General features: G+C 59.8%; 15 protein-coding genes. 10 read left to right on the forward strand and 5 right to left on the reverse strand.

Annotation, left to right across the window (positions count from 1 at the left end; all coding sequences use genetic code 11):
* Window positions 1-2: 2 nt before the first annotated feature.
* The 6 genes from J3R75_RS19615 (at window position 3) to J3R75_RS19640 (ending at window position 8,781) form a co-directional block, all read left to right on the forward strand.
* Window positions 3-1,445: a TolC family protein gene (locus J3R75_RS19615; protein WP_307265404.1), complete on the forward strand. Its 1,443-nt coding sequence runs from the start codon at window positions 3-5 to the stop codon at window positions 1,443-1,445.
* Between the two features lie 48 nt (window positions 1,446-1,493).
* Window positions 1,494-2,924, forward strand: coding sequence for an efflux RND transporter periplasmic adaptor subunit (locus J3R75_RS19620; RefSeq protein ID WP_307265406.1), 1,431 nt, complete (start codon window positions 1,494-1,496; stop codon window positions 2,922-2,924).
* Window positions 2,925-3,111: 187 nt separating this feature from the next.
* Complete coding sequence (locus J3R75_RS19625; RefSeq protein WP_307265408.1) at window positions 3,112-6,300, forward strand: efflux RND transporter permease subunit; 3,189 nt, start codon at window positions 3,112-3,114, stop codon at window positions 6,298-6,300.
* A gap of 32 nt (window positions 6,301-6,332) precedes the next feature.
* Window positions 6,333-6,635: a PG0541 family transporter-associated protein gene (locus J3R75_RS19630; protein ID WP_307265411.1), complete on the forward strand. Its 303-nt coding sequence runs from the start codon at window positions 6,333-6,335 to the stop codon at window positions 6,633-6,635.
* Window positions 6,636-6,906: 271 nt separating this feature from the next.
* Window positions 6,907-8,274, forward strand: coding sequence for an MATE family efflux transporter (locus J3R75_RS19635; protein ID WP_307265413.1), 1,368 nt, complete (start codon window positions 6,907-6,909; stop codon window positions 8,272-8,274).
* 15 nt (window positions 8,275-8,289) lie between these two features.
* Window positions 8,290-8,781 carry a methylated-DNA--[protein]-cysteine S-methyltransferase gene (locus tag J3R75_RS19640; RefSeq protein WP_307265416.1) on the forward strand — a complete coding sequence of 164 codons (492 nt, stop codon included), beginning with the start codon at window positions 8,290-8,292 and terminating at the stop codon, window positions 8,779-8,781.
* A gap of 29 nt (window positions 8,782-8,810) precedes the next feature.
* Here J3R75_RS19640 and J3R75_RS19645 read toward each other — a convergent pair whose 3' ends face one another.
* From J3R75_RS19645 to J3R75_RS19660, 4 genes are all read right to left on the reverse strand, one after another.
* Window positions 8,811-9,998: a cation:proton antiporter domain-containing protein gene (locus J3R75_RS19645; RefSeq protein ID WP_307265419.1), complete on the reverse strand. Its 1,188-nt coding sequence runs from the start codon at window positions 9,996-9,998 to the stop codon at window positions 8,811-8,813.
* 42 nt (window positions 9,999-10,040) lie between these two features.
* The gene (locus J3R75_RS19650) at window positions 10,041-12,191 is read right to left on the reverse strand and encodes a beta-galactosidase (protein ID WP_307265422.1); all 2,151 of its coding nucleotides are present in this window, start codon (window positions 12,189-12,191) and stop codon (window positions 10,041-10,043) included.
* Between the two features lie 60 nt (window positions 12,192-12,251).
* Entirely contained in the window at window positions 12,252-14,837 is a 2,586-nt protein-coding gene (locus J3R75_RS19655) for a glycoside hydrolase family 38 N-terminal domain-containing protein (protein WP_307265424.1), read from the reverse strand.
* An 83-nt stretch (window positions 14,838-14,920) separates the two neighbouring features.
* A complete protein-coding gene (locus tag J3R75_RS19660) occupies window positions 14,921-16,783 on the reverse strand; it encodes a right-handed parallel beta-helix repeat-containing protein (RefSeq protein WP_307265426.1) in 1,863 nt (620 codons plus the stop codon).
* 963 nt (window positions 16,784-17,746) lie between these two features.
* Between J3R75_RS19660 and J3R75_RS19665 the strand changes: the two genes are divergently transcribed.
* Window positions 17,747-18,529: a class I SAM-dependent methyltransferase gene (locus tag J3R75_RS19665; RefSeq protein WP_307265427.1), complete on the forward strand. Its 783-nt coding sequence runs from the start codon at window positions 17,747-17,749 to the stop codon at window positions 18,527-18,529.
* Between the two features lie 86 nt (window positions 18,530-18,615).
* Here J3R75_RS19665 and J3R75_RS19670 read toward each other — a convergent pair whose 3' ends face one another.
* The gene (locus tag J3R75_RS19670) at window positions 18,616-22,383 is read right to left on the reverse strand and encodes a leucine-rich repeat domain-containing protein (protein WP_307265430.1); all 3,768 of its coding nucleotides are present in this window, start codon (window positions 22,381-22,383) and stop codon (window positions 18,616-18,618) included.
* A 249-nt stretch (window positions 22,384-22,632) separates the two neighbouring features.
* On the opposite strand from J3R75_RS19670, the gene J3R75_RS19675 reads away from it, so the two are divergent.
* From J3R75_RS19675 to J3R75_RS19685, 3 genes are all read left to right on the forward strand, one after another.
* Complete coding sequence (locus J3R75_RS19675) at window positions 22,633-23,199, forward strand: helix-turn-helix domain-containing protein (protein ID WP_307261928.1); 567 nt, start codon at window positions 22,633-22,635, stop codon at window positions 23,197-23,199.
* Window positions 23,154-23,717 (forward strand): IS630 family transposase, encoded by a 564-nt coding sequence (locus J3R75_RS19680; RefSeq protein WP_307265434.1) that lies wholly within the window; start codon window positions 23,154-23,156, stop codon window positions 23,715-23,717. Before J3R75_RS19675 ends, J3R75_RS19680 begins: the two co-directional genes overlap by 46 nt.
* Window positions 23,718-24,404: 687 nt before the next feature.
* Window positions 24,405-24,752, forward strand: coding sequence for an HTH domain-containing protein (locus J3R75_RS19685; protein WP_307259070.1), 348 nt, complete (start codon window positions 24,405-24,407; stop codon window positions 24,750-24,752).

Below are 24,752 nucleotides of genomic sequence, written 5' to 3' on the forward strand. Positions count from 1 at the left end.
ATATGAATAACCGCAGCATCGTCTTCGCTTTCGCCCTTCTTGGTAGCCTCTGTCTGCTGGCCCAAACCGGCGTCAACAGTCAGGCGCTGGCCTCTCCCCTGCAGTCCACCGCCGCGCCATCCGCCGCCGCACAGCAGGGCGACAAGCCCCCGGCGACCTACCGCTGGACCCTCGCTGAGGCCAAAAAGCTCGCCCTGGAGCGCAGCCCGACCCTCGCCCAAGCCAAGGCTCGCATCGACCGCGCCGTCGCCGAAGTCGATATCGCCCACGCCGCCTACTGGCCGACCCTCGATGTCGTCGCCAGCGCCACGCGCAACCGCGACAAGGCCACCAGGCCCAACCGCGACTACGACAACAACAGCACCTACCGCGCCGGCCTCGCCAGCGACTGGCTACTCTTTGACGGTTTCCAACGTCGCTTCAATACCCTCAGCGCCAAGTACGGCCTGAACTCGAGCACCGAAACCCACCACGACGTCCAACGCCTGCTGCTCCACGCCGTCTCCAGCGCCTTCTACGCCGCACTGCTCGCCCAGGACAGCATGGAAATCGCTCGGCAGGACGCCGACTTCAACCGCGTGCTCCTCGAAGACGCCCGCAAACGCCTCGCCGGCGGCGTCGCCCCACCCAGCGAAGTGCTTAACTTCGAACTGCAGGTCGGCAATGCCGAAGTAGATTACATCGCCGCCGAACGCGCCTGGCGCCAAGCCACGGTCATTCTGGCGTCACTGCTGGCCGTCAGCGAAGACGACATCTGGACCAAGGTCGAGCTCATCCCCCCGCCAGCCGAGCTCCTGCACTACCAGCTTTCGCTGCACAAACTGCTGGACCTCGCCCTCGCCCGCCGCCCAGACCTGCGCATCACCGACAACAATATCGCCCTCGCCCGCGCCGCCATCCAAGCCGGCCGAAGCGGCTGGTATCCCCGCCTCAGCTTCTTCGCCGACTACGGCTTTGAAAGAGACGACTCGCTGCGCTTCAACGAGCACCTCGACCGCAATGTCAGCTACGGCCTCAATCTCACGTGGAATCTCTTCAACGGCAAAAAGACCCTCGCCGCCATCAGCTACGCCTACGCCGAGCTGGACGCTGCCACCCAGGCAAAACAAGACCTCCTGCTCGAAATCGACGCCGAAATCCGCCAGAATGTCCTCGCCTGGGACTCCAGCCGCCGCCAGCACGCGTTGCAGGAGAATATCCTGGCCACTGCCACGCGCATCCGCGACCTGGTCTACCAGGAATACCTCGGCGGCACCACCACCATCACCCGCCTCAACGAGGTGCAAAGCGACGTCACCATCAGCGCCGCCGCCCGTTCACGCTCCTATGTTCAGGTGCTTAACAACCTCGAACAACTCGCCGCCAGCACCGGCCTGATCCTCAACTCCGACTACCTCCGCGAACTCGGCGAAGCTCCGGCCGCCCCACAAAACAAACAAGAGTAAATCGCCACCTAAGCATTGTCATTTCCCAGCACAAGGACGCATCCGTACATGAAAAAAGTCATTCTTCCCGTATTGACCGCCTTGGTCGTGGTCGTCATCCTCGCCGGCAGTATCTACGGCATGATCACCGTACAAAAAAAACACAACGAAGCGCAAAAGGCCAAAGGCGGCCGCCGTGACAGCGCCATCGCCGTCCAGACCGATCGCATCGGCAGAGCCCGCATCGATGAAGTGCTCACGTTCAACGGCGATATCCAAGCCATGCAAGCCGTCGATATCAAACCAAAAATCTCTGGCCGCCTCAGCACCCTCGCCGTCGAGAACGAAGTGCTCGTTTCCGAAGGCACCCGCGTCCAAAAGGGCCAGCTGATCGCGACTATCGATGACCGCGAATGGAAGTCGCAACTGGCAAATGCCAAGGCCGCCCTAGCCGCCGCCCAAGCATCCTTGGCCGCTGCCGAAGCCGACGTGCTCAGCAGCAACGCCGGCCTCATCAACGCCAAGGCCAATACCGAACAGCAACGCGCCGCACTGCTCAGCGCCAGCGCCGCGCTGGCATCCGCAAAGGCCGCCCGCACCGACAAGGAACGCGAGCTGGCACGGCAAAAGAACCTCCTCGAAAAGCAGGCCACCACCCAACAGAACTACGACCAGGCCGAAACCGCCGCCGACCAGGCACGCGCCGACTACGACAAGGTCGAGGCCGCCGAAAAAGCCGCCGAAGCCCAAATCCGCTCCGCTGAGGCCGCCATTCAACAGGCCCAAGCAGCCATTGAGCGCAGCAAAGCCAGCGTCCAACAGGCCGAAGCCGCCCAGCAACAGGCCGAGGCCACACTCCACCAGGCAGAAATCAGCCTCTCGGAAACCAAGCTGTACGCGCCCATGGACGGCGTCGTCAGCAAAAAATACGTCGATCCCGGCGCGATGGTCTCGTCCACCACGGCCATTGTTACCATCTTAGCCATGGACCAGGTCAAGGTCATTCTCTCCGTGCCCATGAATCACCTGCCGCGTGTCCGTGCCGGCAGCACTCGCGCCCGCCTCCGCACGGTGTCACTCCCCGGCGACGTCATCGACTGCGTCATCAGTAAAATTTACCCGGCCATCGACTTGGCCACCCGCACCGCCCAGGTCGAAATCGTCCTCGCTAACACCCCGGACGACAAGGGCAACTACCGCCTCAAACCCGGCATGTACGCCACCGTCGATATGCTCATCGAATCCCGCGACAATGTCGTCGCCATTGACACCGGCCTGCCCATCCGCAACCTCGAAAAACATATCGTCTACGTCGTCGACGGCGAGAAAGTCCGCGCCGTCGACGCCAAACTCGGCATCCGCTTCGCCAACAAGGTCGAAGTCCTCGACGGCCTCAACGAGGGCGACGAAGTCGTCGTTGTCGGCCAACACCGCCTCACCGACGGCGCCGCCATCCGCCGCATCGAAGGCAATAATCTCAAACTCCCCGGCGAAAAATAACTGTGGTGGACGCCAGTCCACCACCGCTGCATTCGTATCCATTCGTGTCCACTCGTGGCTCCTCTCCAGCTCTCCCCACCCAAAAATCCGCTGTGGTATACGCCAGTCCACCACCGCTGCATTCGTGTTCATTCGTGTCCATTCGTGGTTGTAAGCATTAACTAGCAGAATTACGGTCCACATCCCTATGAAACTACCAGAATTCGGCGTTAACCGCCCCGTTGCCACCGCCATGCTCTTCCTCGCCGTCCTCGCTCTCGGCATCATCTGCCTGATGAAACTCGGCGTGGACCTCACTCCCGAAATCGAGCCGACACGCGTCACCGTCGCCACCACCTGGCAGGGCGCGTCCTGCGAAGACGTGGAACAAAAAGTCACCCGCGTGCTCGAAAAACGCCTCGGGTCCGTCGCCAACCTCGACGAAATCCGCTCCACGACCTCCGAGGGCCGCTCGACCATCTCCTGTCAGTTCGCCTGGGGCACCAATATCGACGAGGCCAGCAACGACGTGCGCTCAAAAATCGACGCCGTCAAACGCAATCTTCCCGACGACGTCGACGATCCCGCCATCTACAAATTTGACTCGGCGTCCATGCCCGTCATGGTGATTGGCGTCACTGCCCGCGAAAGCATCGAAAAACTCTACGAGATCATTGACGACGAAGTCTTCCAGCCCCTGCAGCGCCTGGAGGGCGTCGGTGCGGTTGACGCCTTTGGCGGTCTGAAGCGTCAGATCAACGTCACTCTTTCCCGTGAACGCCTCGCCGGCTACGGCCTGACCCTCAACGACATTGAGAACGCCATCGCCAACGAAAACCAAACACTACCCGCCGGCAACCTCAAGATCGGCATCATCGAGTACACCATCCGCATCCTCGGCGACTATGTCAGCCCCGAACAAATCAAAGAGATCCCCCTCCTGCAAAAGGACGGCGCCATCGTCCGCCTCAAGGACATCGCCCTGATCACCGACTCCTTCGAGGAAATCACCCAGTATGTCGAGACCATGGGGCGCGACGGCATGATCATGATCGTCCAAAAACGCAGCGGCGCCAACACCGTCGAAGTCTGCGAGGCCGTCCTTGCCGAGCTGTCCCGCCTCGAAGCCGTGGTCCCCCGCGACATCGAGTTCTTTATTGTCAACGACTCCAGCACGTTCATCACGCAATCCATCAACAACGTCAAGAGCACGGTGTACTGGGGCGGCCTTTTCGTGATTCTGGTGTCCTTTTTCTTCCTGCGCAACATCCGCACCTCGCTGGTGATTGTCCTGACCATCCCCTTCTCGCTGATCATTGCCTTCTGCTTCATGTTCTTCATGGGCTGGACCATCAACATGATCAGTCTGTCGGCCCTGGCCATCGCCATCGGCATGGTGGTCGATAACGCCATTGTCGTCCTGGAGAACATCACCAGCCAGGTCAACCGCGGCGTGAAAGTGCGCGAGGCGTCCATGTTCGCAGCCTCGGAGGTGAGTCTGTCCCTATTGGCCTCGACGGCAACCACCATCTGCGTCTTCCTGCCGCTGGTCTTCGTCGAAGGCGCCTCGGGCATCATGTTCCGGCAGTTGGGCGGCCTGGTCACCGCGACGTTGCTGGCCAGCCTCGCCTGCGCGCTCACGCTCACCCCCATGTTGAGCTCAAAACTGCTCAAAACCATCCCCCGAAGCAAACGCGAAATCGACGAAGCCAGCAAAAAGCAATCATGGAACAGCCGGCTTTATCTGCGTTCGGAAGGCTATTTTCTCGCCTTCGAGCGCGCCTACGGCAATCTCCTTAGCTTCAGCCTGGCGCATCGCAGCGCCGTCGTTATTTTAGCTGCGCTGGTGATTGGCGCGGGCGTGCTGACCATCCCCTTTGTCGGCACCGAATTCACCCCCGATCAAGACACCGGTGAGATGACCATCCGTTTTCAGCTACCCGTATCCACCCGCGCCGAACTCACCGCCCACACCGGCCGCAAGATCGTCGACACTATTTACCAGAAAGAAAAAGAACTCATCGTCGCCCTCAACGGTCAGATCCCCCCAGATGAGTTCGGCCAGTCGCGTGACAGCGCGGTGCGTTTCACCAACTGGCGCGCCGGCCGCGCTTCCAGCGGCTGGGGCGGCCGCGGCTCCCACATCGGCCAAGTCAACATCAAACTCCTGCCACTGGAAGAACGTCCCTACGGCGTCGCCGAACTCGGCGAAGCCGTGCTCAGCGAGCTGCGCGGCTGGCCCGAATTCGACCGGGTGTCCCTGGCCACCTCCAACCGCCTGATGAGCCGCATCATGGGCGGCGACAACGAAAAGCCAATTGTCGTTCAAATCCTTGGCTACGATCTGGACACCACCCTGGATATCGCCCAGAAAATCCGTTCGCTGGCCCTGGACATCCCGGGCTGCAAAGATCCAATCATCACCTTCGATAGCGGCAACCGCGAACTGGTCATCAACATTGACCGCGAAGCCGCCGCCGTGCTTGGCGTGAACGTCGTCAACATTGTCTCGTCCATCCGCACGCTTTTCTATGGCAACGAAGCCAGTCAGTTCCGCGAAGGCGAGGACGAATACGAGATCTTCGTGCAGCTCGGCGAAGTCGAGCGCCGCACGGTCAACGACATCCTCAACAGCGAAATCAGCGTCAACGGCAACCGCATCCGCCTGGACTCCTTCGCGACCGTCACGGAGGAACTCGGGCCAGTCACTATCAACCGCACCGGCCAGGAGCGCGTGATCTACCTCCAACTCGATGTCTACGGCCGCTCTCTCGGCGAAGTCGGCGCCGACCTCAAACGGGCCATCGCCGACAATATCATTCTGCCTCCCGGCGTCGCCATTGACTACGACGGCCAGATCAAGGAGCAAGGCAAGGCCTTTGGCGACCTCACCCTAATGCTCATCCTCGGCGTCCTGCTGGTCTACATGATCATGGCCGCGCAGTTCGAGTCCTACCTGGCGCCTTTCATTGTCATGTTTTCCATCCCCTTCGCCTTTGCCGGCGCCATCTTCGCGCTGGCCATCACCGGCATGACCCTCAACATCATGTCTTTCATCGGTCTGATCATGCTGGTCGGCACCGTCGTCAACAACGCCATCGTGCTGATCGATTTCACCAACATCCTCCTTGCCCGCAAAATACCCGTGCGCGACGCCATCACCATGGCCGGCCGCCAACGCCTCCGCCCCGTGCTGATGACCACCCTCACCACCATCTTTGGCATGCTGCCCATGGCCATGTCCAGAGCCACCGGCTCCGAACTGTGGTCGCCGCTCAGCGTTGCCATCATCGGCGGCCTTGCTATCTCAACCTTGGTCACCCTGGTATTCATCCCCACTCTCTACAGCATCATGGTCAAAGACAAACAGCCCGCCGCCAGCACCGCCCAAGCCTGACCAACCACCAGGCAACGCAAGGAAATACCGTCATGAAAATGATCATCATTGTCTTCAATATCTCCATCCAGGAAGAAGTCCACGACGCCATCGATAAACTCGGCGTCACCTGCTACACCCAGTGGCCACGACTCGTCGGCAAAGGCGTCAGCAGCGGCCCGAAAATGGACGACAATGTCTGGCCAGGCGCCAACACCGCCCTCATGATCGTCACCGACGACGCCATGGCAGACAAAATCATGACCACCATACAGACCATCCGCGACGAAATCGGCACCCACGAGGGCATCAAGGCATTCCAACTTCCCGTCGAAAAAATGACCGGAGAGATCTGACGTTTTCAGCCTCTGATCGGTCTGATCCGTCTGATTTTCTTTTTCGCGGACCGATCGGACCGATCGGACTGATCGGACTGATCGGACTGATCGGACTGATCCGTCTACCTGGTCGGTCCGATCCGTCTGATCCGTCTACCTGATCGGTCTGATCCGTTGGCTTAACTGACTGTTTTTTCGCAGACCGATCGGTCCGATCCGTCGGATCCGTCGGATCAACAAACTGTTTTTCGTTGTCCATCCTGTCCACCCTATCGAAAACGACATCCCCATGAGTTCCATCCGAGCTGAATACATTCACGGGCCAGTTGGCACGACCATGTTGAAGACGGCCTGTGCCATGTTGGCGGGCACGCTGGCCATGTCAGGCTACAACATCGCCGACACCTTTTTTGTGGGCCAGCTCGGTGGCGAAGCGCCACTGGCCGCGATGGGCTTCACCTTTCCCGTCGTCATGTTGGTCGGCTGTATTTTCCACGGCACTGGCGGCGGCATCATGGCGACCATGGCCCACGCGCTGGGCCGCAACGACAGCAAACAAGCCGCGCTGCTGGTCAGCTCCGGCCTGCTCCTAGTCAGCATCATCGCCGTCCTACTGGCAGCCATCGGCATCCTCAGTGCCGACTGGCTCTTTGCGGCCTTTGGCGCCGAGGGCGAGACGCTCGTGCAAGTCCGCCGTTACATGGACGTGTGGTATTTCGGCTGCTTCACCGCCGGTCTGAGTATGGAAGGCAACAAAGCGCTCATTGCCGCCGGCAAGCCCAAAAGCGCCAGCAGTATGACCATCCTGGGCATGCTCGTCAACATTGTCCTCGACCCCCTCTTCATCTTCGGCTTCGGGCCCGTGCCCGGCATGGGCATCCGCGGCGCGGCCATCGCCACCGTGCTGTCGCAGATGGTTTCTGCGGTCGTCATCATCTTTATCCTCCGCCAAGCCGAGCTGCTGCATTTCCGCCGCATTGCCCTGCCGAGGCTGTTCGAGGCCTGGCGGACCATCATCCGCTATGCCATCCCAGGCATTCTCGGCATGCTGCTCTTCCCCATCGGCAACGCCGTCACCACGCGCATCACCGCGTCCTTTGGCGATGCCGCCGTCGCCGCCGTTTCTGCCGCCACCCGCCTGGAGATGGTCGCCTTCGTCTTCCCCATGGCCGTCGGCATCACCCTCATGCCCATGATCGCCCAGAATTACGGCGCGAAACTCTACAGCCGCGTGCGCCAGTGCCTCCGCTTCGCCATTGGCACCGCCGCGTTCTTCCTCATCGCCATGGGCGCCGTCTTCATCATCTTCGCCCCGAAGATCGTCGTCTTCTTCACGCCCGAACAGTCCGTTCAGGAGATCATGGTCATGTATCTGCGCATTATCCCCTACGGCCTGTTCATGGTCGAGATTTTCCGCTTCGCGGGTTTTGCCTTCACCGGCTGTGGCCGCCCCAGCACCGACGCGTGGCTCAAGGCCACGCGCATTATCGGCATGCACATCCCGCTGTCGCTGCTGGCCATGGTCCTCGGCAGCCTCCCCGGGCTCTTCTGGGCACGACTGGCCAGCGATATCCTCTCCGGTATCATCGCACTAATCCTCGCTTGGCGCTTCGTGCACCGCCTCCCCGCAGACGGCCAGGACATCAGCCCGGCATAATCAGGAGCACCCCGCATGAGCACCAAAGTCTTTACCACCATGCCCTCCCCCATCGGCACCCTAACCATCGTCGCCAGCAACAGCGCCATCTGTGCACTCGGCCTGCCTGGCGATGACGTCGCCCCCGACGCCTGCGGCGTTCGCGACGACCAGCATCCCCTGCTACGCCAGGCGTGTGCGGAGCTCCACGAGTACTTCACCGGCGCCCGCCGCATCTTCACCCTGCCCATCCAACCTGCAGGCACGCCCTTCCAGCTGGCCGTGTGGACGGTCATGCGCGCAATCCCCTACGGCGAAACCCGCAGCTACGGCGAGCTGGCCGCAGCAATCGGCAAACCCGCCGCGGCGCGCGCCATCGGCCAAGCCTGCAACCGCAATCCCATCGCCATCATCCAGCCATGCCACCGCGTCCTTGCCGCCCATGGCGCCCCCGGCGGCTTCCGGGCCGGCTTGGCTATCAAACGGCAGCTCCTCGCCCTGGAAGCGGCCAGCGGCCGCGACGCCTGAATGGCGGGTGTAACGCCCCTTCTAGGCGCTCATTCCTTTGGGACGTGATCTTGCGCCAGGCAGGCCCGGTAGCTCAGATCGACGGCCAGGGCGCCCAAAGGCGCCGTCAACAAGATAGCCACCACGGCTACCGCCAACACCAGCGGGCCGCAGGACAGGCCCATGCCCAAGGGCACCGCACCAATGGCCGCCTGCACCGTCGCCTTGGGAATGTACGACACCATGCAGAAAAAACGCTCCGGCGCCGCCAGCGGCGTACCCAGCAAACTGCACCACACGCCCGCCATGCGAAACACCAGCGCCAAGACCACCAACAGCACGATCAGCAGCCCGGCCGCCAGCGCGTAACGGATGTCCACCGCCGCGCCGACCAGCACAAACAACAGTATCTCCGCAGCCACCCACACTTTGCTGAATTTCACTGCCAGACGCCGCGCCACCGCCGGCTCCCGCCGCAGCAGGGTCAAACCCATGCAGATAATCGCCAGCAAGGCCGAAAATGGCGCAACCCCACGCTGCTCGAAGGCCATGCAGAAAAAAGCAATGCTCAACAGAATGAGTACCTTGAGCGAATCACGCAACTCCAGACGCCGAAACAACGCCGCCAACGCCAATCCCAGAACAATTCCGCCCGCAATGCCCGATGCCACCGCCAGCGGTATGCGGACAACGCTGCCCAGCGTCACCCCAGCGCCAGATGCCATCGCCACAAATGACGAAAACAGCACGATCACAAAGATGTCGTCCACCGACGCGCCCGCGACCAAAAGCTGCGGGATGCTTTTGCGCCCGCCGTAGCCACGGTCCATCAGCGACAACATGCGCGGGACAATCACCGCCGGCGACACCGCCGCAACCACCGCGCCGAGTATCGCCGCCTCCAGAATACTCACGCCCAAAAGCAACGGCGCCAGCCAGACAATGCCGGCGATCTCAAACAACGCCGGCAGCCAGCACATGAGAAAGGCCGGCCGGCCGACGCGCCGCAACTCGGTCAGTTGCAGGGACAGCCCCACCCGCGTCAGTATCACCACCAACGCCAATTGCCGCAAATCCGGTGCGATGGCCATGAGCTTCTCGTCGAGCAGCCCCAGCGCGTGCGGCCCCAGTGCCATACCCACCAGCAGCATACCCAGCAAACCCGGCAAACGCAGCCGCTCGCAGAGCTGCGCCGCGATTATTCCCAACATCAGCACCAGGGCCAAACTCAATAACATCGGTGTTCCTTATACGACATCACGGCCTTACGCGGCCTCGTTCTACCCAATCTGAAATAGCCGAGTTTCGCCGCGGGTCGTGGTCAGCGTGAAGGTGCGGAGGTTCTGGCCCAGTTCCTCGCCGCTGATGGCGTCGCGCACCGTCGCCGGTGCAGGAAGGGTAATCGCCAGGTCACCGCTGCACTTCGCGTGCACACTCAGCCAGCCCGGTCCCGCAAGTATCTGGTCGCCGCGACTGCCGTAGAGATGCACGCCGGCCTCGGCGGCAAAATGCGCCAGCAAGGCCGACGGCATGCCCGGCGAGCTGCTCCAAATGGAACGCCAGTCGGGCAGGCGTTTCGCCATCAGCGCGGCGCCATCGCCCGTACCGGGGGCGACAATGCTCGTGCCCTCGACATAATAGCCCAGGCTTTCGGCCGACGGGTCTTTGCCGCTCAGGCGCGGGAAGAGATTGCCGCTGTAGCCATAGACGACGCGCTGGCCGTCCAGCCAGGTCTCCGTCAGCATGGACGCCCGGCCCTGGTTGACAAGCGCGAAGTCCATGCCGGTCAGGGCCTTCACCCGTTCCACATCGCTGTTGCCGTCATGGACCATACACGGCGCATAGAACCACAGCACGGTCCGACCCTCTGCACAAAGCCGCTGACGCATGAGCCGCAGCAACGCGTCGTCCACCATGAATGCGTTGAGCACCACGCAGAAACGGTATTGCTGCAGACGGCCCTTCTTAACCAGCTCAGGCAGGTCCTCAATGCGATAAATGTCGTACGGCGCGCCAATCGCCGCAATTTCATGCAGCTGCTGTTCGATGAACAGCCCCGCAAAGCGCAGCGGATAGCCACGCATCGCGTGCTCACTGCGGTCACTGGCAAAGACCGCGATCGCTGCCGTGCTAGCACGCCGGGCCAGCGTCTCGTCAGCAAACTGCCGCAGGCGCGTGATTTCGGCCAACAGCGCGTCGTCGTAAAACCAGCCCTGCCCGCGCAGATCCATCCACCACAGCGACCCACCCGAACGCCATATGTCGAGAAAATTTCGCCGGAGGTTATTCACCGCGCCGTCCGCGTCATTGGCGACGTAGCCGTGGTGGGCGCTGGCCCGGTGCGTGCCGGTATCGTCCTCGCCGTAGTAGAGCTTGCCGTGCAGGCCGATGCTGCCGGGCAGCACCTGCGCGGTGCTGAAACCGCCAGGCTGCCGCGCCGCATAGCTGATGGGTGCGCAGATCATGTCGACATCCGGCGAGCTGAGCACCCGCTGCTGGGCGTTATGGCCAACGCCAAAATGCGCCGCGCTATTGGCCTCGAGGTTCATGTAGCCGTAGAAAGTGCTATAGACCTTGCGCCGCCCCAGCTTGGCCAGCGTCCGTTTGACCGTCTTGGCCTGCAGAATCACCGAATCGGCCATGGCCTCGGCCGTGAACTGCTGGAAATCCACCCGCCAACGGCTGCCCGCACCGAGCATCAGCGGCGACATCGACGTGGCGGCGCCCAGCACGCTCGCCGGCGGTGGGAATTCCACCGTGGCGAAATCCAGCGTAGGCTGTCCCCAGGCCGTACGCAACGCATCGACGCTGCCGTATTTGCTGCGCAGCCACTCGCGAAATGCCCTGAGCTGCGGCGTGCTGTAATCACTGACGACATTGCCCCAAAAATAGGCGTGTTCCGCGCAGTGCCCAAAGCCCGTGTGGTAGCCAATCACCCGGTCGCCCCAATGCGCCTCGAAGTACTCCACGGCCGCCACCAGCGCCCGTGTCGCATCGGCCAACCAGCGCGACGACGTCACCGCCGCCAGCGGCCCCCTCACAAACTCGCGTTTGTCCAGCGAATAATGCACCATCAACTCGCCCGGATGCGCCTGCTTCCACCACTCCGGTGGCACCATGCGAATGCGCGGCAGCACCAGCACGTCGGGATTACCGGCCAGCAGGGTCCGCATCGTCCGGTCAATCACCTCGGGCGTCATCGCCGGAAAAGGCGTCTGCACATCGCCATAGACCACCGGCTGGGATGGATCCGGACCGGCGCCCAGCCACAGCTGACCGATAAACGAGAACAACTGCACACCGCAGCGGCCAAAATTGGCCGCATCGACTTCCTCGACGTTCCATTTCCAGTGCATCAACCCGGTCACCGGCTGGCCATCAATGTGGAGGGTCGGACAACCATTGCAGTCACGTACGTCAGCGTCTCTCATGACAGCTCCTTCGTATGCCAACTCGGTGGGCAAAAAACATCATCTATCACTGGACCGCGGTCATGCCTGCGGCACGAGCAGCAGCGTCTTGATCTCATAGGGCTTAAATGACAACACCACGCCCGGTTCTTCCGCCAAGGGCCGCTCCCGTAAATCCGCCAGACGCCAGACGTAGCCCGGTTGCGCCGGCAGGCGCAAAGACGCCGCCGCTCCAGCACTTTCATAGCAACGCAACACGACCGCGCCGGCCTTCTCCTCGGCGATCTTCACCCACGACACAACCACAGTCGTGTCACTGCAATCCGGCAACACCGGCAAGGACAGGCCCGGCGCCGCGCCCGGCGCCGCCGGCTGGGACAGGCCCACGCCAACGCAGCGCAACGACGAATTCAGTTCGTGGCCACAACGGCCCGCCACCGGCGCCCCAGCATCACGGGGCTCCAGCCGGAACCGGAAGACGTAATCGCCGAAAGGCGGCCGCTGCACGCTTGTCTTGCTGCCGTCTTCGTTGATCTGCACGCCACCAGAGGTGCAACCGATGCCTCGCAACATGCAGCAGCTCGCGGTATTGCCATTGAACACCCACATGCGATGGTCGGCGCCGATGGTCACGCCACTCAGTGAATCCGCGCCGTCGACCCAGTCGCGCGCCAGGCGGATCGTGCTCACGTCGGTCACGTCCATCGCCTTGAACTGGCTCGTCGGACTAGGCGCGGCTGTTTCCGCTGGATGCGACCGGTAGTAAATGCTCTCGGGATAGCGCACTTGCCCAAATGGCACGCCATAGCACCACTGCACGTCTTGCGTGCTCTGCAGCGGAAAGCTCTGCTCTATGCGCACATAGCGGTGCTCGCGCCATTCAAGGCGGTTCTCCAGCTCAATCAAGGGCCGGTCAGCCCACAGCGTCAAACGTTGCGTGAAACGCTGATTGTAGATGCGCCCGGTAATCTCCACCACGGTGCTAAGCGCGTCATGCACGGGCCACTCCACGCCATCAATAATCGCTGGCATGACCCGGCCCGACAGCGGCATGCTGCTGATGTAATTGCCACGCCGCTCTTCGACGCCCACTATCGCCGCGTCAGTGACCAGCGGCCGCCCGTGGACTTTGTCGTGGATCGACACGCCGCCGCTGATGCGGTCGACCGAGAGCTTGAAAAAGTCGTTTTCAAACTCATCGCGACCGACCGGGCGGTTGCCGTGGCGGCGATCAAGGTCCCGGTCGTCATGGATAACACCCGCCGGCGCCGGCAAAGCCGCGCGCGCCGCCGCTTCGAGGTAGTACGCACGAGCCCCAAAAGCCGGGATGTCCTGCGCGAAAAATTCCACCTCGAAGGTATCGGCGACCATATTGAGATGGCGCACGAGCCGGCAGGGCACTTCCCGCCCCGCGTCGTCAATCAGCCTGACGGCGTTATGTGGCACGTTCGTGGTCCGGAAGGCGGCGAAGCTGTCGCCGTACACGGCTGTGCGCGCCCGCACGAGTTCGCTGCGGCGCCAAGACAGCGAGTTGAAAATGACGATTGGGAATGCATGCGGCCGCGGCGCCGTCGTCCGCGCGGCAAAACGCCGGCTGAGGGCCTCGAAGCACTGCCGGGCGACGTCCCGCGCGCTGGTTTTCAGCCGCAGCTTGTCTTCGTCGGCGATTTCGCCGCCGATGCCATTCTGGTTGTGGTCCATGCCGTCCAGCAGCCAGTCCCATGCCTGCCGCAAGCCCGCTTCGGGCCGATCGTCCCGCCCCATGAGGACATTGACGGCGGCCAACCACTCGGCGTCATGCAGCATCATCTCCGCCGCGATGTCCTGCGGCCACAGGTCTGGCCAGCTGCTTTCGATATTCGGCCACTCGCTGGGTATCTCGCCGTAAAGCTCTTTCACCGCCACGGGCGTCGTCTTGGCGAAGAACTCCTTGAAGGTAGCATAGCGCAGAGGCCGCGTGCTTTCGGCATTCCAGCTCTTGATGAACTGATAGATGTCCTCGGTCGGCGCGTAGAGGTCCATGCCCCAATGCATGATCTGCGGGTAGTCAACGGCTGCGCAGTAGTCCGCGAAGCGCTTGCGACCGGCCTCGCGCCGCTCCGCCTCCGGAAATGGCGAGAGCATGTTGGCGAGACTGGCGTAGTGCAGCGGATAGTACGCGTCCACCACTGTGCCATCCAGTCCGTGCCACCGCGCAAAATCCGTATGCACGGGGCAACCGCGAGACAACACCAGCACCCGCATGCCAAACAGCGCCGTCAGCTGCGGTAACTGCGGCGTCGCGCCGGGAATATCGGACATGCTCAGAATGTCCGGACTCACCCCCAGCAGCCGCTGGCATTCGTCCAAGCCATAGAGGACATTGCGGACGGTCGTCTCACCGCTGGGCAGATGCGAATAGATGATCGACCGCAGCGGCACCAACTCCAGGCGTCCCGCCTGCGCATAGCGCCGCAGGCGTTCGCGGTCCTCGGGAAAACAACTCAGGTGGTGCTCAAGAAAATTGGTCGACTCAATCATGAAGCGGTAGTCGTCATGCGCGTCCAACAGGGCCAGCGCCTGGCGGATGATGTGGCTACCGCGCGACAGGCATTCCTCTCGCGTACCCGCCCAAAAGAGATCCAAATGCGAAAAAGGAATGATGCTTAAGTCCGTATTGCTCGCCATGTGCTCCGCCTCGTGAATGCATCTCAATGATGCCATCGACAATGATCAATGACGACCTGGTAGGGCCTTTGCGCGCGCCCACTTCAAGGCAGCCGCGCGCCAAAAGCCCCGCCATCCGACGCACCACGCAGCCCCGGTGAATTCGGCGCCAGGCGGTAATCGCGCCGGGCCGGGTCCACAAAGACCGGCTCGGCAATCACCGAGTTGCGGTCAAAGCCAAATTCCTGCTGGTAGGCGGCAAAGTCGCCCGCCCCGAAAACGCCTTTTTTCTCGAAGCGCACCAGCGGCTGCCCACCGCCGTGCCAGAGATTGTAGTCAAGCAGCGGCAGCTCCTGCCACACATTCCACATGCGCATGCACACTTCCGTACTGTTCACAAAAATGTTGTCGCGAACAACAAAATTCTTCGTCTTAGCCGAGTTGTTGTAGAACATCAAGTGTGCGCCGTTGGGGTTGGGCCGCTGCGCATGCGACCACACCGTACCCGCATCCACGCAGGTGTTGTTGACAAAGATGATGTTCTCCGTGACGTCGTTGTTCCAGTACTCGAAGGAATACTCCGCATTCCAAATCACGTTGTTGCGGTACGTGATGTTGGTCTCAATGGAGCGGATCTTCTTGCCGTCGCCGCGCCCCTGGTTGGTCAGCGCCGCGTCGTAGATTTCCCACAGGCGGTTGTTTTCCACCAGGTGCTCGTCGGCATTGCCCCAGAATTCAATGCCGTTGCCGAAGCGCACCGGCCGGCCGTTCTTGGTGTATTGATGGCCGCCGCCAATGTAGTAGATGTCGCAGCCGCGGATGACAATGCGCTTGGTGTCGCCACCGCCAAAACCATGGGCCGCGCCGTAGCGCACGGCGAGGTTTTCGTACAGCACGTCATGCTTATTCCCCTGGTTGATGATGGTCGTGCGCAAGGCCAGCTCAATGCTCTTGTTCGCCGCGCCCGGGTTGCCGTCATGACGCAGATACACGCACTGACTGTGCGGCGAATAATAGTAATCGCCAACATTGACCAGATCGTCCTCCGACCACTTCTTCCAGCCGCAGGCCCGCCCGTGATCAAAGATGACATTGCCCACATCGACGGGCAAGGCCATGCCGCCCACACGCCGGCAGCTTTCCGCCCGCACGATCTGCAGCTCAATCGTCGCTTCCTCAGGCAACACGCCGCCCACCGACATGTGCAGCAGCCGTATGGTCGGCGCCGTGCCAATCACCCGCTCAAAGAAAATCTGGAAGTCCTGCCACTCGTCAGCCAACTTCACGTCCGTGCGGCCGTTGGCATAGCGTGTCCACGGCAGGCTATTCTGGCAGATGTTGATGCCCTCCAACCGCGTTGCCTTGCTGCTGCGCCCACGCATGTGCAATACCATGCATTCAGCGAACTCGGGCATTTCCGGCCCCCACAGCTGCACGTGGTTGCTGCTCACGCCGCTCGTTGCCACCTGCAGAGTCACCACATTCAGCCCCTGCTCATTGGCGGCATTGCTGATGGCCACGGCGGCGCCGCCCTCCTGGTGCCGTCCCCAGGGCTTCGTCCCCGCATCGGTTTCAATGGGCTGAAAGTCGGCCATGCGCACCGGTATTGTCCGCCAAACCCCGGGCCTGACTTCCTCCCAGTCGGCTGGGACATCCGCGGCAACAGACCCCTGCAATATGGGCAACGGCCCCTCGCCGTACTCCGCATAACGGACCGGCTTGCCAGGCTCGCCAGAACGCGGTGCGAGGACGCCACGCCAGAGCCCGCCACGCTTGAAAAGCACTTCGTCGCCAGGCACCAGGGGCGCGCTATTGACCCGCGTTAGCGATTGCCAGGCGCTCTCCGGTTTCAAGCCGTCATTGCCGTCATTGCCGCCGCTGCTGTCCACATAATAACAGGCCGCTGAAGCCACCAGCCCACTCATGGTCATCGTCACCGCCATGGTCAATACTCCCGTTAACTTCATGTTCGCCACCTTGCCGTTATTGTGAACTCGCCATGAAAGACACCCGGAACCAAGCGGCATAATATACGGGCTTTACCCCGTTTCCAAAATGCCCCCACAAGCAGAATAACGCCAGCCTAGTCATCGGTCAGTAACCACCCCGGTGGGGAAAACACCGGGGACAATTTGCAGGAAACCCACGGCCCGCCGCCGCCCAACCATTACCCATGGGTGGCTAACCAGGCAGCGGATTTCATAGGAGTCATTGATAATTGAGCCGTAGAGTAACAGGCGGCCCTTGGCGCACCGTCCTCCGACCGTGGTGCGGGCTTTTAGCCCGCCTGGAGTTTGGCGTTTTGCGGCGCGGGAAAACCTTCAGGCTCTGGTCGGTTTTGAGCCGGAACGGAGAAAAACTGGCTTGGCTTTGGTGCGCCGTAGGCGCACTACTATGCTTAACCCCAGGCTTCAGCCTGGGGTGGACAACCACCACAAAACAGTGCCTCGTAGAGGCACTACAGTTTTGGCGTCCACGTTGCCTATCGCTGCAGTTTTCGTTCATGGGGTGAGAGAGAAAATGGCTGATAGTAAGCCGTTTTTTCGATGTTCCAAGATGGGGCTCCGACTATACTGCCAGTTGGTACTGCTGGCGCAGTCGGTAGATCAAAAAGAACTTTTTTCAGAGTCCTTGGCGAAAGTCAGGCAAAGTAGTGCCTCTACGAGGCACGGATTCCGGGATGGAGCCATTTCCCCAGGCTAAAGCCTGGGGTTAAGCATGGTTAAGCGCCTACGGCGCAATGTCGAGTTTTGCCAAACTCCAGGCGGGCTTTCAGCCCGCGCCGTCGCCAGAGGCCAGCAGGCGGAGCCTAGCGCGCCCATTTCACCGCCGCTTCTAGCATGTGCAGCTGCCGACATTACCTTAGGCAAACGACACGACTTCAGCCCACCGACCTTCCCCACAATGGCGCCGAAATAGGACCCACACACATGTGGATTGACCGCGAATTCATCGACCCGTTTATGCAGGAAGACCCGTGCTTTTGGGTCAAAATCGAGCATCTCGGGCGTTATCTCTTCGCTAAAGACACGATCAACCAAATCCAAAACGGCACCTGCACGGTAGCGGATTTCGGTTGCGCCAACGGCTACGGCAGCGCCATCCTCGCCCAGGCCGCGCGGCAGGTCGATGCCTTCGATGTCAATGCCGATTACCTTAACGACGCCCGGACTAGCCACTGCGCGCGCAATATCGCCTACCGGCTTTTTGACGCCAACAGTACAGCCGCAGAGCCCCCCTGCGCGCTCGACCACTACGACCTCGCCGTCGCCTTCGAAATCCTCGAGCACGTCGACCATCCAGACGCCCTGCTGCGCCTGCTGGCCCGTGCCCTCAAACCGTCCGGCACCCTCCTCCTCTCGGTTCCCAACCCGCGCTATGAACGCACCGGCGACGACGGCGCGTCCACCAACCCCTATCACCGGCACATCTTCGCGCGCGACGCCGTCGAGGCGATGCTGGCTGCACACGGCTTCACGCTCAAGCGCGTCCTCGGCCAAGGCCTCTGCAATATCCTCTCCATCCGCGAGGCCAAGCTGGTGACCAAAAAACGCATCGACTTCAGCACCGCCAAAAACCCGCTCTTCCAAGACCCTATCGTCATCAGCCAGTTCGCCTACCTAGTCGCTTACCCGGACGACATGGCCATCAGCAAGTCGTACTCGCATCTCTTCGTGGCCGAGAAAAGCGGTGCACCAGTCTGCGGGAGTTGACCAGCTTCCCCCCCTGCTCACAAAAAAGCGCGGCCCCGCCTGACATCGCGCCAGGCGGGGCCGCACCTTTTGTACGTCCAATCACATCACTGTTGCGACTGATACAACCAGTAGCCACGGCCAGGCACGATCTGAGTGCACATCTGGTAGGTCTGACCAGTCCACTCCCAGGCAGCCTCGACTCCTTGCGGCAGGCCCGCCACCGGCAAGGCCGGACTAACAAAATTCCAGCCAGCGGGCAGCAACTCATTGAGGCCGCTATCACTCGGTGAATAGCCAAGTAAGTCAGCGGGCTCATCCGCCTCGGTGAATATCCAGTAGGCCTTGCCCACGGCGATGATGTTCGGGTGGACATATTGCCGGCCGGCGGCGTCAAAGCCGGTGAGACCTTGCCCAAAATTATCATACACCTGCTCTGCTCGCGGCTGCAGCGGGGCGCCGATGAGATCCCAGCCGCCAGGCAATTCGTAGTGGTACGCGTACAGCGCTCGATAGGTGGCGTCGGCAGTAATGACTCCCGGCTGCGGCTCCCATTCACGCAAAGTCCATGCCGGCCCGACTGTCTGCAGGTCCGGCGGGACCGCCATCTGATTTTCCTCCACAATCTGCTCCAAGGCGCCGCCGCCAACGCGTTGGGCAACCGCACCAATGTCAAACACCACCCGGAAGGTCCGCACCCGACCTTCAAGCTGATTGACGTACACATCCCACGAACCATCAAGAGCATCCCAACCGGGCTGCGTGACCCAGTAATAGAGCTTGCTACTCAGGTTGACCGGAAATGGCCGCCAGCCAATCTGGGGTGCTGGCCCCATGAACTCGACGCTAGCCAGGCTGGGGCAGTCCCAAAACGCAAAAGTATCAATCATCGTCACCGTCGCCGGGACAACAAAATTCGGCAGTGACTGGCAATAAATAAATGCATACTCGCCGATTTCAGTCAGGGCGCCATGAATCGTAACCTCCCGCAACGCTGAGCAGCCGTAAAAGCAATCGTAGGGAATGACCGTCACGCCGCGTCCCAACACCGCTGTTGCCAATCGCTCGCACTCAGCGAAAGCACCTTCACCAAGCTCGGTCACGCTGTCCGGCACCACAATCGCCTGCAACTGCACGCAGTTGTCAAAAGCGTCCGGGCCGATACTAAGCACACCTTCCGGAATAACGATTTGGCGGAGGCTGTAGCAGTCCTCAAACGCCGATTCGCCAATGACGGTGACACTCGGCGGTATGGGCACATTTTGCAGGGAATGGCAACTTTCAAAAGTGCTTTCCTCAATACGCTGCAAGCCCGCCGGCAGCGCCACCTCGCGCAAGGCCATGCACTCCGCAAAGGCCCCCACACCAATGGTCTGCACGCTGCTACCCAACTCAATGCCGCTCAAGCGCCAGCAACCCGCAAACGCGAAGGCCCCGATGTGGGTCACGCCAGCGGGGACGCTGTAAGCACCGGCCACCCCGCCGGGATACTGCAACAGCGCCGTGCCGTCCTTGCTGAATAACACGCCGCCCACACTGCTGAACTGCGCATTGGTCGCTGCGACGTTGAGCACCTGCAGCTCGTCACATAAGGCAAAGGCACCAGCGCCAATCGCAACGATCGTGGCACCGATGTCAATACTTTGCAGTCTTGCGGAATGAAACGCCCAGGGGGCAATGCCCGTCACCGAAGCCGGTATTGCATAGGGCCCTAGTCGCCCCGCCGGATATTGGATGAGCGTGGTCAGCGCCTTGTCGCACAACACGCCGTCAGCCGTGGACGCAAAAAAATCATTTTCCGCGTCAACAATGAATCGCACCAATGAATTACAGCCCATAAAAGCACCATCGCCAATGTACATTACCGGCGCTGGGATGCTCATACTGCCTAGCAGTGAACAGCCCGAAAAGGCGAAGTCGCCGATGTAATTGATCGTCGACGGCATGCTTACCGAAACCAGCCGCGAGCAGTCCAGAAAGACCTCGGGTTCAAGCTGAGCAACACCCTCCGGAATGTCTACATAAAGAAGGCTTTCGTTGTCCTCCAGTGCGTATTCGCCAATACTCTGCAACGTCGACGGCAAAATCACGGTGCGCAAATTCTCGCAGGTCGCCACGCTGCCACGGCCAATCTCAAGCAAATTCTCCGGCAAAATCAGCAGGCGGATTTCAGGCCGGTAGGCAAATAGGTCATTGCCCAAAATCACCACGGGCTTGCCGCCAATCGTTGGTGGCACATTTACATACAACGCACTGTCCCCAGAGCCATTGTATTGGGTAAGCGACACGCCAACGTTGGGAATCTCGTAGGTCTCAAAATCACTTTCCGGGGCATAATCAATTCTTCCCACGACCAAGCCGCCGAGCATTTCGCTAGCACTGTTTCCCCAACCAGGATTACCCTCCGCAAAACTACCCATGGCCGACGAGCCAAGGACGCCATCTGCCGTCGGCCGCCCACCCTTGAAAAAGATCGCCCCGAGATGGTCACAGTCCTTGAATGCCCCCACACCGATGCTCACCAGTCCTTCCGGCATCGCCAGCCACTCCAGACCCACGCAACCACGGAATGCCTCCGCGCCAATGCGCGTTATCGACGGCGGCATGACCACGTTGAACAACCACTGGTTGTCGGCAAAAGCGCCATCGGCAATGGCCGTCACCGGCACGCCATTGTAAGTCGCCGGCACCACCGCCACGCCGGCGCCGTCATAGCCCGTCACCGTCGCCTTGCCGCCAGCAATGGAGTAGGTGAAACCACCAAAGCCCTCTTCGCTTACTTTCACAAAAACACTGTAATTGACATCGCCATCGGCGTTATCAGCACAGACAATGACGTTCTTTGACGCATTCATCTGCCCGGAAAGAGGCGCGCCGCCGTCCAAAGGCATCATCTTGACCTGACCATCGCTATACACAAAAGATTTCAGACCGACGATATCACGCTCGCCGCGCCAGCCAGAATAAACATCGCCGCCTTCTTCAATATTAAAACGGCCATTGAGTGCGCCAATGCCCCGCGAGTAGCCAGCGTATTCCGGATCTAATGCAGCATCATCCATGCCATCCGGCCCGATCCACATCTGCGCCATCGCCCAGGTGCCGGCCAGATCCGCCCGGCTGTATGCCGCTGCCTGCTTGACCAACACCAGCAAATTCCAGTTCGCCTCGGCATCATTGGGCGCGCTCGTGCTGATGATGACATCACGACTGGCATTCATGTAACCCGTGTAGCTGAAATCCTCCAGCTCGCCACGAGCCCCCGTCACCGGCACCCGTACCGTCAACGACACCACGCCGGCAGCCGTAATCGTACTGCTCACGACCAGCTCCTTCTCAGCCGTCTCCATCGGGCTGTACTCCCAACGCGACGTCATCATGCCATTGAGGCTGCCCTCGGCTTTGCCGTAACCAACAAAAGCCGGTGCGCCAGGCTCAAAAAGCAAACGCCGGACATGCCAGCGCCCCCCCAAATCCGCCGCGCTGTGATTGGTCGCCGGCTGCACAAACAGCTTCAACGCCACCAACTCGTCTTCCTCGTCAACACCAATGCCGCCCATGACGTCCTCAGCCAAATTGCGGTACAAATTCCAGATTTCCTCGCCCCCGCCAACATCAACCGTCACCCCCCCGCGCTCATGAAAAACCGTCGTCAAGGGAACGGTACCGCTGCCATCATCATCGTCAGAAAGAATTTCCTCGTAATTCATTGTGCCATTGAGCGCACCTGATGCGTTGATCAAAGACGACCAATGCAGCATGGTGTCCACTTCATAGGCTAAATGCCGCCAGGTCCCATCAATCCCCGCCCAAGACCCAGCGGTCGCCAAGACAAACGCGACAACCATCAGCACGCAATGCCTATTCCTCTTCATGACGCACCATACCCTTTCACTTTTGAACCGCCCAAGGCCCGCTTGCTCAGATTCCACTCAACACGTCACCGTTCAAGAACTCAACCGAACCATACACTAATTATACGCATGAAGAAATCAGCGTCAAGCGCACAACAATATTAATTCCAATTAAAAATCAAATTGACCCAATTAATCTTGGCTGCCTGGTTTTCTTGCTGTATGGTAAGTGTGGTGTCTCTTTCCACCACACAAAACATGGAGCATACAATGAGAAAACCCGGGCCTCGCGTTATCATTACAGAAACCGAATTGACAAAGGCTAAACAAATCATTGATAATTTGCCATATCGTGATGACCTTCTCGTTGCCTTCGCCGTTGTACTGACATCTCAGGGTAAGCTTGACCAAGCGAATGTCGGTGAAGTTTTGGGGGTATCCCAATCTACCGTCAAACGAATGATCAAGAATTTCAAACAGAAAAGTTCCGCAGACGAAGAAATCAATGCCCCGGCTTGGGGTGGTGACAGGCGATCGGTTTTGACCTGGGAAGAGGAGAATGAAGTCCTCGATCAGATGACCCCTGAAGCAATTCAAGGACATGTCGTGACAGTCGGCGACATCCAAAGTGCCTTGGAAACCAAAGCTGGCCGCAAAATGAGTCAACAAACTGTCTACAATATTCTTTATCGTCACAGGTGGCATAAAGTGGTTCCAGACAAAGCGCACCCCAAAAATGACCCTGAAAAACTTGAGGAATTCAAAAAAAAACGTTTCCTGAAGCGATACACATGGCAACCATCCAGTCCAAATTGGAGGGAAAAAATCTTCGCGTAATGTTCCAGGACGAGGCTCGCTTTGGAAGATTACCAGTGATTCGTGCAGCGTGGGTTCCCTCTGGCGTCCGGCCATTAGTAGTAGCAGCTATTGAACGACAATTTAAATACATATACAGCGCCATAAGCCCGTTTGATGGGGACATTGACTGGAGTGTGACGGACATGATGAATACTGAAAACATGATTTTGTTTCTACAGCAAATTAGTCGCAAGTACCCTGATGATTACTTGTTAATGGTAGTCGATGGAGCCAGTTCGCATCGTTCAAAAGAGATGGAAATCCCAGCAAACGTCCATTTGCAACAGTTGCCTCCCTATTGCCCAGAGTTGAACCCTGTTGAACACCTTTGGGATTACACTCGCGAAAAGGCCTGCGCTAATCGTTACTTTGAAAATCTGAATGATGTGGTGGAAAAAGTTGAACACGAACTGGGCAAGCTGGCACAGGGAACATTGACGATGGTCAATAAAGTGTCCCAAATGTTTTGCTGGCCTTGGATGATTAGTGCAATTTGATTTTTAATTGGAATAATAACTCCTAGCTGGCAATCGGTCAGCCATTGATTCCAGCATTTCCAAGGAACGAATGGGACCGTGGAAAACAACGCCTCGAATTAAAGAAACGTTAATGTGCGAAATCTTGTGATGAAGACTTGTAGTTGCCTAGCAATGATTCCAGGTGCAAATAAGAACTATTCTCTTCTTATGGAGAAAACTTTTTACACTAACCTGCTCCCATGAAACCGATGCTCTTCACTTTACGGTATCCATGGCACTTGTTCAGCCAGGCAGCCTTTTCTCGTCGCGCATTTCCGCCGCGAAGCGGCAGAAGCGCTGAAAGCGCGACGCATACCAGCCCAGGGCAAGCGGCGCCGAAGGCGCGCGCCGCCCTGGGTGGCGCGCCATATTGGTCCGTGTTCCTCGGCCTCTTTGGCCCCAGTCGGCGCAGCTGACTGGGGCCAAAGAGGCAATGGAACTCATTGATTGCTGCGGCGGGCACGTTTGCGTGTGGCTGTTTGGAGGTCGGGTAAGGTCATGATCCCAGGCGACGGTGCGGGCGGGACGCCCGCACCCTGGACTTTGGACAATTTTTTTTGTTTAAAAATAAATCTAAAAATTAATTTGCATTCTACCTACTCCGTATTATGCTACCCGTAGCTTGAATGCTGGCGTGTCTGGTCACAACAAGGAAGGGCTACGGGTATGGCAAAAGAAATCAGCAGCAACGATCTCTGTAATGTCTTGGAAACAATGCTTGAATCCGGACTAAAGGCATTGCGCTCGGCCAAAGGTTTGGACGGTCGCCTGGAAGCGAACCGAAAGGCAGCCGGAAAAAGATCTAACATGTTACTAGTTAGCGATATACTCCGAGAAGCGGGGGAGCCTCTTCACATCAATGAGATCCTTGACCGCGTGCAGAAGCGCCATGGCGTGAAGCTGCGTCGCGAGTCCATCGTGTCGGCGATGACCAAGAAGGTTCTCGACGGACACACGTTCCGGCGTACAGGACGCAACGAATTTGCACTGCTGGACCAAGAGGAGGACGATTAG

This window comes from Oligosphaera ethanolica (genome assembly GCF_030814695.1).
Classification (GTDB): Bacteria; Verrucomicrobiota; Lentisphaeria; order Oligosphaerales; family Oligosphaeraceae; genus Oligosphaera; species Oligosphaera ethanolica.

Excerpts from the sequence above, each read along its gene's own strand:
- J3R75_RS19650 (WP_307265422.1), bottom strand. The coding sequence starts at position 12,191 with ATGAGAGACGCTGACGTACGTGACTGCAATGGTTGTCCGACCCTCCAC.
- J3R75_RS19655 (WP_307265424.1), bottom strand. The coding sequence starts at position 14,837 with ATGGCGAGCAATACGGACTTAAGCATCATTCCTTTTTCGCATTTGGAT.
- J3R75_RS19685 (WP_307259070.1), top strand. The coding sequence starts at position 24,405 with ATGGCAAAAGAAATCAGCAGCAACGATCTCTGTAATGTCTTGGAAACA.
- J3R75_RS19640 (WP_307265416.1), top strand. The coding sequence starts at position 8,290 with ATGAGCACCAAAGTCTTTACCACCATGCCCTCCCCCATCGGCACCCTA.
- J3R75_RS19645 (WP_307265419.1), bottom strand. The coding sequence starts at position 9,998 with ATGTTATTGAGTTTGGCCCTGGTGCTGATGTTGGGAATAATCGCGGCG.
- J3R75_RS19680 (WP_307265434.1), top strand. The coding sequence starts at position 23,154 with ATGGCAACCATCCAGTCCAAATTGGAGGGAAAAAATCTTCGCGTAATG.
- J3R75_RS19665 (WP_307265427.1), top strand. The coding sequence starts at position 17,747 with ATGTGGATTGACCGCGAATTCATCGACCCGTTTATGCAGGAAGACCCG.
- J3R75_RS19675 (WP_307261928.1), top strand. The coding sequence starts at position 22,633 with ATGAGAAAACCCGGGCCTCGCGTTATCATTACAGAAACCGAATTGACA.
- J3R75_RS19615 (WP_307265404.1), top strand. The coding sequence starts at position 3 with ATGAATAACCGCAGCATCGTCTTCGCTTTCGCCCTTCTTGGTAGCCTC.
- J3R75_RS19630 (WP_307265411.1), top strand. The coding sequence starts at position 6,333 with ATGAAAATGATCATCATTGTCTTCAATATCTCCATCCAGGAAGAAGTC.
- J3R75_RS19635 (WP_307265413.1), top strand. The coding sequence starts at position 6,907 with ATGAGTTCCATCCGAGCTGAATACATTCACGGGCCAGTTGGCACGACC.
- J3R75_RS19620 (WP_307265406.1), top strand. The coding sequence starts at position 1,494 with ATGAAAAAAGTCATTCTTCCCGTATTGACCGCCTTGGTCGTGGTCGTC.
- J3R75_RS19660 (WP_307265426.1), bottom strand. The coding sequence starts at position 16,783 with ATGAAGTTAACGGGAGTATTGACCATGGCGGTGACGATGACCATGAGT.
- J3R75_RS19625 (WP_307265408.1), top strand. The coding sequence starts at position 3,112 with ATGAAACTACCAGAATTCGGCGTTAACCGCCCCGTTGCCACCGCCATG.
- J3R75_RS19670 (WP_307265430.1), bottom strand. The coding sequence starts at position 22,383 with ATGAAGAGGAATAGGCATTGCGTGCTGATGGTTGTCGCGTTTGTCTTG.